The following is an 11,607-nucleotide window of genomic DNA, read 5'->3' as shown; positions in this document are numbered from 1 at the left end:
TTCCCTGCGCGTGCGCTTGCGTTGGCCTAGGTCCTCGGCGTCACCGAACGTCAGTTGCATCGATCATCGTCCCAATCGCGGTGCGCTATTGTCGCCAAGAACGGGGGAGTTGTTCAGACCTTCCCTAATGTGCGCCACGGGATGGCAAGAGACGGTAAAAATAGGGTGGCATGGAGGTAGCGTGCAAGGAGTAATTGGGGAACTGCGGTTCGATGGACGTCGGGCGGGGCCTGCGTCCATGTCTCCTGATGTTACGGACAACGGGAGGAGCTGGCATTCCCCGGACAAGCGAGTCGCAATGGGCGCTTGGGGTGGAACGGGCATGGATTGCCGGCTTGCCACGGATTGCAATGTCGCGACAATCGCGGATTGCACGCTGTATGACCGTGATCGGCTATGCGCCGAGCTGGGACTGCCGCCAACGAGTGATGAAGGGGACGCCAGCCTGCTGACCAAGGCTTATTTGCGTTGGGGCGAGGCAATGCTGGAGCGGCTAGATGGTGATTTCGCTTTCGTGGTGTGTGATCTCGGTGCCGGGAGGGCATTTGCCGCGACTGACCCAATGGGCATGCGTCCGTTGTTCTACCGTCATGAGCCTGGCCGGAGTTTCGCGTTTTCCACCAGCGCCCATGAGCTCGCTGCGTGGACTGGTCTGGACCCCCGGATTCCGGAAAGCCGCTTGCTGGACCCTTTGCTCAATGCCGAAGAGCTGGCGCATTTCAAGCCTGAAATCCCCCGCATCGACCGGTTGCTGGCCGCTCACGCGTGTCACGTTGGAGCGGATTCGTTGCGAGTAGGCCGATATTGGTCGCCGACTGGACGGCGTCCGAGCCTGTCTGAAAACGACACTGAAGGATGGATCGAAGGATTGCGAGAGCGCATGCGGCGGGCGGTCAGCAAGCGCGTCGCGGATGGCGCGCGTGTCGGGGTGATGTTCAGTGGAGGGCTGGATTCATCCGCGCTGCTCGCCCTGTCGTGCGAAATGGCGTCTGTAGAGCGTGTGTCAGCCTATTCGCTTTTGGATAGGGGGGATCCCTCCTACCCTGAAACTCTCGCTATCGACAGAATGATCGCTGCTACCGGTGCAACATCTATCCAATGTGATGTCGCCAATCTGGAAGAACATGGCGATACCGCTAGAGCCGTTTTGGCACGCGTCCCGCGTTTTGATTACATCCTGAACGGGTTTGTCCCGTACTTCAATGCCATGGCCGCGAAGTCTGGTGTGAACGTGATGATGTATGGTTTGGACGCGGATGCCCTGTTCAGTCACGGTGATCTGCTGCTTAAGCGGCTGCGCCGCGGTCGCTATCATCATGTGCTTCGGGAAGCGCGAAAGGCAGACCGTCTGCTTGGAGTGCCTTGGCTTGTGCCCCAAGTCCCGAAAATGCAGGCAACAGTCATTCTGTCGGCAGTGCTGCCGTTTCCCGCACGCCGTGCACTGCGGTCAATGTACGAATGGATGGAACAACCGGCTATTTTGCGCGAAGCACTGGTGGGCGACGATGCCATAAGCCGCTTGCAGTTGCGGGGTCGCCTTCGGGAACAGAGCCGGTTGCTCCGTAGTTACCCGCGGCAGGTGGGAGGGCTGCCGGCCTCCAGTATGGACAGGCCAGTAGCGCTCGACGGAGTTGGCCGAGTTGAGGCCCGTACGCGTCACTATGGCCTGGAAATGCGTTGCCCTTTCATGGACCGCGATCTGATCGAATTCGCGGCATGGATCCCCCTTGAATTGCGCCTGCGCAATGGTCGGCCCAAGTGGATCCTGCGCAAGGCGATGAATCCTTATCTGCCGCATGCAGTGGCATGGCGGGGTGACAAGGTGCATCCAGGCTCGCATTTCAGTCGGGTTGTATTGCGACCTGTACTCGACCAGATCGTGCGCGATTATCGTGGTAGCGGGCCGGCGATAGCGCCCTATGCAGATCGAGATCGGTTTCTTGAAGCGGCAGACCAATGGCGTGCAGGTGCGATCGAGGCAGTGTGGAAGTTGGCGCCACTCGTCGCACTGGAGCACTGGCTACAGCACAACCGCGACTTGGTTCATTGGGGTGCGTAGATCTTTATGGACCGCAATCAATTGCCTTCGTCTCCACATCAAGCCCACCAAAATGCTTCAGTACCCGCTCGACTACGGCATCCGCCGATGCGAAATCGCGTGGGTAATGCAGGGCGTATGTGGGCACCAAGCGTGTGATGGCCGCAGCATGGCGGAGTTGCTGCGCGCTTCGCTCAGCCGAGGCGATGTCCAGCCGGAACCCGTGCTCGATCAGCGCCATGCAGGCCACCGCGGCGGGTAACGGGACGATGGCGGGTGCGTGCATCGGCCTTGCGGGGTTGTTGAGCAGATAGATGGCGCTGACAGGGGTGGGTTGATCCGTTGGGGGCGCATCCAGACGGATGCGGCGTTTCCCGGTGTAGCTGGCGACTGGCGTGGCGTCGGGAACGCGGTCGAAACCTGCGCGAATGCTGTCGTCGAACAAGCGCAGGCTCGGGTAGGTGGCGGTGGCCAGTACTTGCTGATCATGGATATCGAGCACTGCGCAGTCGTCCGAGATCGGGACGTGCCCATGTCTTTGCAGCAGGGCGGTCAGCGTGGACTTGCCCCAGCCGGTCTGGCCCATGAACAATGCGCCGCGACGGTGGATGCGGATGCAACCGGCATGTGCCACCAGTGAGCCTTGCTGGGCCAGCAGGCGGGGCAGCACCTGGTCGATCAGCAGGTGTTCCAGGGTGTCGCTGTCGGTTGCCGGGGTGTGTTCTATTTCCACGGTGCCGCGCGCGCAGTCGATCCGGAAATCGCACAGGCCTGGCGTGCGCAGCAAGTAGCACTCGGGCAGTTGCAATGCGGCCAGTTGCAGGCAGATACCGCCGCTCCCGTCCCGCCATTCGTGTAGCCAGTCGGAGCGCGGTTGTAGTTCGGTCACGCGGATTGGTGCTGCGATATGCAGTGTGGCAGGCGCAGCGGCAGTTGTAGGTGACCGCGGCAGGCTTGGTAGTGGCAGTGCCGACAGCAGCGTGCGGCCAGCGTAGCGCAGGGCGTGCAGGCCTGTTCGTGGATTGATGCTGACAGCCCCGGTCATGCCGACACCGGCGCGAATGCGCGATGCCCGGTATCCAACGACAGCAGTGGCGTGCCTTCCAGTTCCACCCAGGCATGGGCCTGGAAAGGCCCGTTGCGGTCGGCGATGCCCAAGTGGAGCTGTGGTTGTAGACCTTGCCGACGCAGCCACCCGTACAGCAGCAGCGATTGGCGCAGGCAGGTGGCCTGCACGGCACCATGGCGGCCGGCGATGGCCGCCATTCGGGCGAGGGCCTGTGCATACTCGACCTGTGCAGGGCTTGCGTGGCGGTAGGTATTGCGGTGGGTGGCCGCTTCGACGAGTCGCCGGGTACGAGCATAGCCGATGCAGGCCAGCATGCTGTGGATGCAGGCAAGACCGATTGCGCAGCAGAGCAGCCGGCCCTTGTCGCTCCGCGGCAGCGCCCACCAGGCGCGCAGGCGATGTGCCATCAATCGACCTTGACCAACCCCGCCCCAGCTAGCGCTTGGGTCAGGGTGATGAGGTCGGCTGCGATGAGGTCCGCATCGGCATCGAACTCCTCGCACAAGCGCGCATGCACGGCTCGCAGCTGCGCGGATTCGGCGAGCAGCGCCCATATGCGGGTGCCCACCGGGTCCAGCCCGAAATACTGCTCGCTGGCCAGGTCCAGTAACACGGCTTCGCCACCCACTTCCTGGAACAGTACCTCGCTGGAGCGGGTCAGGATGGTGTCGAGGGTGACGTCTGCGGGGCGAGCGGTCATGCTGTCCGACGATGGCGAAAACTGAGCACAGGGTAGCGGCTATGCAGGTGGAAGGGGAGACAGGGCAGGCGAACGCGCACCCGTGGCGCTTGGCCCGCGGTCTGCTGCGTCCCCACCTGCCGGCGCTGTTCCTCGCGCTGCTGTTGATGCTGGTGCAAAGCGCCGCCACCCTGGCTCAGCCTTGGCTGGGCGGGGTGCTAACCGACCGCTTGCTGGTCGGGTCCGGTGTGGGCCCGCTGCTGTGGGTGCTGTTCGGGCTGATCCTGGCCCAACAGGCGATTGGCTATCTGGTCTCGATCCAGTTGCAGGCGGTGTCCGGGCGGCTGGTGGCCGATGCCGGCAGCCACGTGTATGCGCACCTGCAGTCGCTGCCGCTGGCCTGGCACCACGCGCGCCAGCACGGTGACGTGCTGGCGCTGCTGACCGGGGATGTCCATCGGCTGGGCCATTACGTGACCGGCACCTTGGTGCCGCTGGTGCCCCTGCTGTTCACCTTCGTCGGCGCGCTGGTCATGATGCTGCGGATGGCGCCGGCGATCGCCATCGCCATCGGCGTGCTGATGCCACTGCTGTTCGTCTTGCTCAAACTGGTGGGGCGGCGCCTGCGCCCGCTCTCGCACGAGGCGATGCAGGCCTGGGCGGACCAGGCCTCGCTGGCCGAGCAGAACCTGTCGATGCTGCCGGTGATCAAGGCCTTCGCCACCGATCCGCTGGAAGCACGCCGTTATGCCGGACAGGCCGAAGCGGTGCGCGCGATCGACCTGCGCCGGGCGCGGCTGGAGGGCGCGATTTCGCCAGCCGTGCAAGTCCTCGGCGCGGGTACGGTCCTGTTGCTGCTGGGCTTGGCGGGCAAGCAGGTGGCGAGCGAGGAATTGCGCGTCGGCGAGCTGGTCAGCCTCGTGCTGTACGGGCTGGTGCTGGTCAATCCGGTCAGCCAGCTGGCCCGCGTGTACGGCAATACCCAGTCCGCGCGCGGCACGGCGCAGCGGATGCTGGCCGCGCTGGGGGCGCTGCCTGAGGTCGATACCGGCACGCGCGGATTCGAGGGTGTGCGCGGCGAGATTGCCTTCGAGGGGGTCGACTTCGCCTATCCCGGTCGGCCGCCGCTGTTGCAGGGCTTCGACCTGACCATCGCCGCCGGCGAGACGGTGGCCATCACCGGGCCCAATGGCGCCGGCAAGAGCACCCTGGTGCACCTGCTGCTGCGGCTGCTGGAACCGGATGCCGGCAGCGTGCGCATCGACGGCATCGACGTGCGCGAGTTCCGGCTGGCGGCGCTGCGCGAAGGCGTGGGCCTGGTGGCGCAGCAGGTCATGCTGTTCAACGCGAGCGTGGCCGACAACATCGCCTACGGCCGCACCGACGCCACGCCTGCGCAGATCGAGGCCGCCGCGCGCGCCGCGCGTGCGCATGCGTTCGTGGCGGCGCTGCCGCAGGGCTATGACACGGTGGTCGGCGACCAGGGCGTGCGGCTGTCGGGTGGCCAGAAGCAGCGCGTCGCGCTGGCCCGCGCGTTGCTGAAGGATCCGGCGATCCTGATCCTGGACGAGGCCACCGCCATGTTCGATCCGGAGGGCGAGGCGGAATTCATCGCCGAATGCCACGAGGTGCTGAAGCAGCGCACCGTCATCCTGATCACCCATCGCCCGGCCAGCCTGGCGCTTGCGGACCGGGTATTGCGCCTGGATGGCGGGCGGCTTGGCCATGTGAAGAAATCCATCGCATCCACGCACCCCGTTCCGTAAAATGCCCGCCCAGCGACGGAGGCGGTAGCGGGAATGGATGCAAGCGTGTTGAGGGGCCTCGATTTCGCAGGTGCCGGGTTGGCGTTCGCGCTGACCACGGTTGCGTTGCTGTTCCTGCAGCCGCTGGCGCCGCGGCTGAACCTGCTGGACCACCCGAACGACACCCGCAAAGACCATGCGCATCCCACACCGGTGACCGGCGGTATCGCCATCCTGCTGGGGTGCCTGGTGGGGTTCTTCGGGATGCAGGTGGGCACCGCCAGCGTGCAGGCGTTCACCGCCGCCGCCCTGCTGCTGGTGGTGGTCGGTGTGTACGACGACCTGCATGACCTGCGCTGGTACTGGCGCATCCTGGCGCAGGCGCTGGCCGCACTCATCATCATCCACTGGGGCGGGGTGCGCGTCGAACAGATCGGTCCCACCCTGGGGCTGGGACCGATGTCGCTGGGCTGGCTGGCGGTGCCGTTCACCGTGTTCGCCACCGTCGGCCTGATCAACGCGATGAACATGATCGACGGTGCCGACGGCCTGGCGGGGTCGCTGGGCCTGGCCGCGCTGGTGATGCTGGCCGCCGCCTCCCTGTATGCCGGGAATGCGGTGCTGGCCAGCCGGCTGTCGGTGCTGTGCGGGGCGCTGGCCGCGTTTCTGGCGTGGAACGTGCGCTTGCCGTGGCGGCCGCGGGCCAAGGTGTTCCTGGGCAATGCCGGCAGCGCGCTACTGGGGCTGGTAATCGCCTGGTCCGCATTCCGGCTGACCCAGAACCCCGGGCATCCGGTCAATCCCGTGCTTGCCCTCTGGCTGCTGCCGATCCCGGTGATGGATTGCCTGGTGCTGATCGTGCGCCGCTTGCAGGCGGGTCGCTCGCCGTTCTCCGCCGGCCGCGACCATATCCATCACTTCATGCAGGACGCGGGGTTCGGACCCACCCGCGGCGCGATGCTGCTCACCGCGTTTTCGGTTGCGTGCGGTTTGCTGGCCGCGCTCGCCATGCGGGTGGATGTCCCGTACCCCGTGCTGCTGGCCGCCTACCTGCTGCTGTGCGTGGGCTGGTACCTGCTGACCCGCAAACCCGAGCGCGCGGTGGCGTTTTTCCGGCAGTTGCGTGGTGAGCGCGGGGCGGCGCTGGTCACCCGAGCCCCGGATTGATTGACCCGTAGGTGCGGCGCAGGCCGCGATTGGACGTGCGGCAATCCCCATCGCGGCTTACGCCGCTCCTGCAAGGCAGGGGATTTATTCGAGCTGCTCCTGCGCATACGCCGCATCCAGCGCTTCCATCGCATCCAGCGGTTTGCACTTGGCGGCCTTCTCGTAGGCGCTGGCCGCCGCGTCCTCGTGCTTGCTCTCGTCGAGCAGCAACAGCAAGTTGCCGTGTTCGATGTTGGCAATCGGCGAAGCGGGCGTCAGCTTGAGCGCTTCCTTGATGTGCTTCTCCGCCTCAGACGCTTTTGCGCCGTAGGTCAGGCTGCCAATCATCGCGCCGATCTTGTTGATGATCTCCGCGTGGTACAGGGCCAGCGCGGTATGCGCCTCGGCATGCTTGGGCTCGCGTTCGAGGGTGGCCTCCAGCGAGGCGCGGACCTTGCCGGCGATGCCCATCTTCAGCGCCTTGGCGATCGACAGGCCCTGGCTGTAGCGGCCCAGCGCGAAGGCATGGCGGTAGTGGCTGTTGGCCTCGCCGGGCAAGGCCTTGACCGCGGCCTCGGCGAGTTGCGCGGCCTGTTCGTAGCGCTTGAGCTGTTCGGCTCCGTCGTCCACCAGGTAAGTCGCATGGATGCCGAGTGCCTTCACCGCGACCGAGGCACCGATCGGACCGAGCGCGCTGCCGGCATCGAACGCAGCCTTGAAGTCGCCGGCGTGGAATGCCCGCCAGGCGTCCTGCAGGGCGCTGGCCAGGGCGTCGGCATCAAGCTTGGGTGCGGCCTTGCCAGCGGCCTTGAGCAGTGCCGCGGCGCGCTTGCTGTCCGGGAACGGTTCGCAGTCGCCGGCGTGCAGCTTTGGCCACGCCTTCTTCAGCGAGTCGCCCTCGTGGGCGTATGCCTTGGCGTCGTGCGGGAAGTCGGCCCAACCGGAAGCGGATTTTTTCGCGGCCATGCGGCCACCCCTGTGGCGATCTGTGGCGCCCAGCATCCCGCCCGGCGCGCGCGCTGGCAAGGGGGCGCTAGTGTGATTGCTCGACGCGCAGGCGCCAGTGTGTGGTCATAGCCAACCCCCACGGAGGCCCGACATGGCCACGATCCGCAAGAACGCCCCGCGCAAGACCAAGCAGACGTCCAACGTCGAACCCAACCTGCGGCATGTCTGGCTGGCCTCGCTCGGCCTGCTGGTCGCTGCCCGCCGCGAATCGAAGGCCGCCGCCCAGCGCGCCACTGCGAAGGCGGAAGGTGCCATCGCCGATGCCCGCAAGGCGGTCAAGCGCGCCGAAGCCGACCTGCGTGGCGGCATCGAAGGCGTGCGCGACCAGGTGCAGCCGAAGGTGCTGAAGTTCAGCAGCGACGTCGAGGCCCGCCTGGCGCCGGTGCTTGACAAGCTCGGCCTGAAGTCGAAGCAGAAGCGCACCGCGCGCAAGACCCGCAAGCCTGTCGCGAAGAAGCCGACGCTGCGTCGCGCCACCCGCAAGCCCGCCAAGCGCGTAGTGAAGAAGGCGGCGCGCTGAGCACCAGCCAACCGATCTCCTCTCGGTGAAACGAAAACGCCCCGCACTGAGGGGCGTTTTCGTTTCAATTGCGGGTGCGTCCGGTCACTCGATGTAGGCGCGCGTCAGCGTATTTAGGTGCACGCGTTCGGCATCACGCAGGAACGGCGCGATCAGCATCATCACCTGGACGATGCCGTCGCGGATCGAGGCGCGCTCGTCCTTGTCGCCGCGCGCGGCGGCATAGTTCATCCAGAAGGTGGCGATCACCAGGATATTGGTGGACGCGGCATCGACCTCATCGGCGGAGGCGCGCATCACCCCGGCCTGGACCAGTCCGCGCATCACCGTGTGCGCCTGCTCGTCGGCGCGCTTGAGGATCCGTGCGAAGCGCATGCGCAGGCGGCGGTTGCGGCTGAGGATGTCGACCAGGTCGCGGTAGAGGAAGCGGTAGTCCCAGATGCACTCGAACACCAGGTGCAACTGCAGCCAGACGTCCTCCAGCCCGGGCAGGCGGCCGCTGGGCGCGAGCAGCGCGGTGTCCATCCGCTGCTCGTAGCCGGCGAACAACTGCTCGATGATGTCGTCCTTGTTGCGGAAGTGGTAGTACAGGTTGCCCGGGCTGATCTCCAGCTCGTCGGCGATGTGGTTGGTGGTGACGTTCGGCTCGCCCTGCGCGTTGAACATCATCAGCGACGCATCGAGGATGCGCTGTCGGGTCTGCCGGGCCATCGTCCGTGTCCGTTCGCGGTCAGGCCGTCAGGTTCTTCACCAGGGCCACGTACTTCTGCTTGGCCTCGTCCTGCGCGGTGCCCTTGAGCTTGGCCCAGGCCTCGTACTTGGCGGTGCCGACGAAGTCGAAGAAGCCGGGCTTGGCGCCGCTGACATCGCCTTCGGCACCCTGCTTGTAGAGCGCGTACAGGCGCAGGAGGGTGTCGTTGTCGGGGCGCTCGGCCAATGCGTGCACGTCCTTGGCGGCCTGTTCGAACTGGGCTTGCAGATCGGACATCGTGGTTCTCCCCTCTGTGGAGCCGGCATCTGAGCATGCGACCGGGAGGGGGTCAATACGCAGGGGAATTGTCGTGGCGGCATCGCTCTGGCACCGTAGCGGGCAACGGGCCGCCAGCAGGCGGCCGAATCGCCTGAGGGGGCGTGCAATGAGCTATTTCGTCACGGGTGGCACCGGCTTCATCGGACGGTTCCTGATCGGCAACCTGCTCAAGCGCAAGGGCAGCATCCATGTGCTGGTGCGCAAGGCCTCGCTGAAGAAATTCGAGGCGATGGCCAAGAAGGAGGGCTGGGATCCCAAGCGGGTGATCGCGGTGGCGGGCGACATGACCGCCGCGAGTTGCGGACTGACCGCCGCGCAGATCCGTGCACTCGCCGGGAAGATCCAGCATTTCTTCCACCTGGCCGCGATCTACGACCTGACCGCCAGCGCCGACGAACAGAAGGCCGCCAACATCGACGGGACCCAGCATGCGCTGGACCTGGCTGCCGCGCTGAAGGTGAAGTGCTTCCATCACGCCAGCTCGATTGCCGCGGCCGGCCTGTATCCGGGCGTGTTCCGCGAGGACATGTTCGACGAGGCCGAGGGCCTGGACGATCCCTACCTGCGCACCAAGCACGACTCCGAGGGCCTGGTGCGCGCGGAGAAGCGCGTGAAGTGGCGCATCTATCGCCCGGGCATGGTCGTTGGCCATTCGAAGACCGGCGAGATGGACAAAATCGACGGGCCCTACTATTTCTTCACCTTCCTCAAGAAGCTGCGCGAGATGCTGCCGCCATGGATGCCGACGCTGGGCATCGAGGGCGGGCGGATCAACGTGGTGCCGGTGGATTTCGTGGTCGATGCGATGGACCACATCGCCCACAAGCCCAAGCTCGATGGCCATTGTTTCCACCTGACCGATCCCGAGCCGATGCGCGTCGGTGAGGTGCTGAATACCTTCGCCCGCGCGGGCCATGCGCCGGAGATGACCATGCGCATCGATGCGCGCATGTTCGCGTTCGTGCCGGGCGGGGTGCGCATGGCGGTTGGCAACCTGCCGCCGATCAAGCGCTTCATCGGGATGCTGCTGCGCGACTTCAAGATCCCGAAGGAAGTCCTCAAGTTCATCACCTATCCGACCCGCTTCGACAACCGCGAGACCGAGCGAGCGCTGAAGGGCAGCGGCATCTCCGTGCCCAAGCTTGACGACTACGCGTGGCGCCTGTGGGATTACTGGGAGCGCCACCTCGACCCCGACCTGTTCGTCGACCGCAGCCTCAAGGGCAAGGTGAAGGGCAAGGTGGTGCTGATCACCGGCGGTTCGTCCGGCATCGGCCTGTCCACCGCGCAGCGCGTGGCCGAGGCGGGCGCGACCACGATCATCGTGGCGCGTGGCGAGGAAGAGCTTTTCAAGGCCCGCGACGCGATGAAGAAGGCCGGTGGCAAGGTCTTCGCCTACACCGCCGACCTGGCCGACATGGCCAGCTGCGATGCCCTGGTCAGCCAGGTGCTGGCCGATCACGGCCATGTCGACATCCTGATCAACAATGCCGGCCGTTCGATCCGCCGCTCGATCGAGGCCAGCTACGACCGCTTCCACGACTTCGAACGCACCATGCAGCTGAACTACTTCGGCAGCATCCGCCTGATCATGGGCTTCATGCCGACCATGACCCAGCGCCGCAAGGGCCACGTCATCAACATCAGCTCGATCGGCGTGCTGGCCAATTCGCCGCGGTTTTCCGCCTACGTGGCCTCGAAGGCCGCGCTGGATGCGTTCAGCCGTTGTGCGCAGGGCGAGCTGTCGGGCAAGGGCATCAGCTTCACCACGATCAACATGCCGCTGGTGAAGACACCGATGATCGCGCCCACCAAGATGTACGACAGCGTGCCGACGCTCAGCCCGGAAGAAGCCGCCGACCTGCTGGTCAAGGCGATCATCGAGAAGCCGAGCCGGATCGCCACCCGCCTGGGCATCTTCGCCGCGCTGATCAACGCGGTCGCGCCGAAGGCCTACGAGGTGGTGATGAGCACCGCGTTCGAGTTGTTCCCGGATTCCGCCGCCGCCAAGGGCGATCGCAAGGCGCTCAAGGACGAACAGCCGAGCAACGAGCAGATCGCATTCGCCTCGCTGATGCGCGGCGTGCACTGGTGATCACGAGGCGCGCGGCGCGGGTCGGGGCTTACGCCCCTCCTACGGAAGGCACCGCATGACCCGGCTCGTGTAGGAGCGGCGTAACTGACGCCGACACACGTAGGAGCGGCGTGAGCCGCGACCAGTCCGTTGCGATGGGTCGCGGCTTACGCCGCTTGTGTCTTGGATTTGCCCTAGTGTGTGAAGTGAGAGCGGAGTGCGGGACGCCGACAGGCCGGAGTGCTCGCAAGCACGGGTAGGAGCAAGGGCGCCCGCACTCCATCACCAGATCAAGCCC

General features: G+C 65.7%; 11 protein-coding genes. 5 read left to right on the top strand and 6 right to left on the bottom strand.

What is annotated here, in order from left to right; all coding sequences use genetic code 11:
* Positions 1 to 322: 322 nt before the first annotated feature.
* Positions 323 to 2,059 (top strand): asparagine synthetase B, encoded by a 1,737-nt coding sequence (locus ACE3T8_RS14620; RefSeq protein ID WP_374610154.1) that lies wholly within the window; start codon positions 323 to 325, stop codon positions 2,057 to 2,059.
* A gap of 4 nt (positions 2,060 to 2,063) precedes the next feature.
* Here ACE3T8_RS14620 and ACE3T8_RS14615 read toward each other — a convergent pair whose 3' ends face one another.
* From ACE3T8_RS14615 to ACE3T8_RS14605, 3 genes are read right to left on the bottom strand one after another with little or no spacing between them, the layout of a single operon-like run.
* Entirely contained in the window at positions 2,064 to 3,083 is a 1,020-nt protein-coding gene (locus ACE3T8_RS14615; protein ID WP_374610152.1) for a hypothetical protein, read from the bottom strand.
* Positions 3,080 to 3,514, bottom strand: a complete 435-nt coding sequence (locus ACE3T8_RS14610) for a lasso peptide biosynthesis B2 protein (protein WP_374610150.1) — start codon at positions 3,512 to 3,514, stop codon at positions 3,080 to 3,082. The genes ACE3T8_RS14615 and ACE3T8_RS14610 overlap by 4 nt, the downstream gene beginning before the upstream one ends.
* On the bottom strand, positions 3,514 to 3,807 hold the full coding sequence (locus ACE3T8_RS14605) for a PqqD family protein (protein WP_374610147.1): 294 nt from the start codon (positions 3,805 to 3,807) through the stop codon (positions 3,514 to 3,516). Before ACE3T8_RS14605 ends, ACE3T8_RS14610 begins: the two co-directional genes overlap by 1 nt.
* An 89-nt stretch (positions 3,808 to 3,896) precedes the next feature.
* On the opposite strand from ACE3T8_RS14605, the gene ACE3T8_RS14600 reads away from it, so the two are divergent.
* On the top strand, positions 3,897 to 5,552 hold the full coding sequence (locus ACE3T8_RS14600; protein WP_374610145.1) for an ABC transporter ATP-binding protein: 1,656 nt from the start codon (positions 3,897 to 3,899) through the stop codon (positions 5,550 to 5,552).
* Positions 5,553 to 5,597: 45 nt separating this feature from the next.
* Entirely contained in the window at positions 5,598 to 6,698 is a 1,101-nt protein-coding gene (locus tag ACE3T8_RS14595; RefSeq protein ID WP_374610143.1) for an MraY family glycosyltransferase, read from the top strand.
* A gap of 84 nt (positions 6,699 to 6,782) precedes the next feature.
* On the opposite strand, the gene ACE3T8_RS14590 is transcribed toward ACE3T8_RS14595, so the two are convergent.
* Positions 6,783 to 7,643: a hypothetical protein gene (locus ACE3T8_RS14590; protein WP_374610141.1), complete on the bottom strand. Its 861-nt coding sequence runs from the start codon at positions 7,641 to 7,643 to the stop codon at positions 6,783 to 6,785.
* Positions 7,644 to 7,776: 133 nt separating this feature from the next.
* On the opposite strand from ACE3T8_RS14590, the gene ACE3T8_RS14585 reads away from it, so the two are divergent.
* The gene (locus ACE3T8_RS14585) at positions 7,777 to 8,205 is read left to right on the top strand and encodes a hypothetical protein (protein ID WP_374610139.1); all 429 of its coding nucleotides are present in this window, start codon (positions 7,777 to 7,779) and stop codon (positions 8,203 to 8,205) included.
* Between the two features lie 84 nt (positions 8,206 to 8,289).
* On the opposite strand, the gene ACE3T8_RS14580 is transcribed toward ACE3T8_RS14585, so the two are convergent.
* Positions 8,290 to 8,916, bottom strand: coding sequence for a TetR/AcrR family transcriptional regulator (locus tag ACE3T8_RS14580; protein ID WP_374610138.1), 627 nt, complete (start codon positions 8,914 to 8,916; stop codon positions 8,290 to 8,292).
* Between the two features lie 19 nt (positions 8,917 to 8,935).
* Positions 8,936 to 9,193, bottom strand: coding sequence for an acyl-CoA-binding protein (locus ACE3T8_RS14575; RefSeq protein ID WP_374610136.1), 258 nt, complete (start codon positions 9,191 to 9,193; stop codon positions 8,936 to 8,938).
* Positions 9,194 to 9,341: 148 nt separating this feature from the next.
* Between ACE3T8_RS14575 and ACE3T8_RS14570 the strand changes: the two genes are divergently transcribed.
* On the top strand, positions 9,342 to 11,330 hold the full coding sequence (locus tag ACE3T8_RS14570) for an SDR family oxidoreductase (RefSeq protein ID WP_374610135.1): 1,989 nt from the start codon (positions 9,342 to 9,344) through the stop codon (positions 11,328 to 11,330).
* Positions 11,331 to 11,607 lie beyond the last annotated feature (277 nt).

This window comes from Thermomonas sp. (assembly GCF_041919455.1).
Lineage (GTDB): Bacteria > Pseudomonadota > Gammaproteobacteria > Xanthomonadales > Xanthomonadaceae > Thermomonas.
Note: the sequence above shows the minus strand (reverse complement) of the source record. Positions and strands in the feature narration are given on the sequence as shown.

Excerpts from the sequence above, each read along its gene's own strand:
- ACE3T8_RS14620 (WP_374610154.1), top strand. The coding sequence starts at position 323 with ATGGATTGCCGGCTTGCCACGGATTGCAATGTCGCGACAATCGCGGAT.
- ACE3T8_RS14615 (WP_374610152.1), bottom strand. The coding sequence starts at position 3,083 with ATGACCGGGGCTGTCAGCATCAATCCACGAACAGGCCTGCACGCCCTG.
- ACE3T8_RS14610 (WP_374610150.1), bottom strand. The coding sequence starts at position 3,514 with ATGGCACATCGCCTGCGCGCCTGGTGGGCGCTGCCGCGGAGCGACAAG.
- ACE3T8_RS14605 (WP_374610147.1), bottom strand. The coding sequence starts at position 3,807 with ATGACCGCTCGCCCCGCAGACGTCACCCTCGACACCATCCTGACCCGC.
- ACE3T8_RS14590 (WP_374610141.1), bottom strand. The coding sequence starts at position 7,643 with ATGGCCGCGAAAAAATCCGCTTCCGGTTGGGCCGACTTCCCGCACGAC.
- ACE3T8_RS14585 (WP_374610139.1), top strand. The coding sequence starts at position 7,777 with ATGGCCACGATCCGCAAGAACGCCCCGCGCAAGACCAAGCAGACGTCC.
- ACE3T8_RS14580 (WP_374610138.1), bottom strand. The coding sequence starts at position 8,916 with ATGGCCCGGCAGACCCGACAGCGCATCCTCGATGCGTCGCTGATGATG.
- ACE3T8_RS14575 (WP_374610136.1), bottom strand. The coding sequence starts at position 9,193 with ATGTCCGATCTGCAAGCCCAGTTCGAACAGGCCGCCAAGGACGTGCAC.
- ACE3T8_RS14570 (WP_374610135.1), top strand. The coding sequence starts at position 9,342 with ATGAGCTATTTCGTCACGGGTGGCACCGGCTTCATCGGACGGTTCCTG.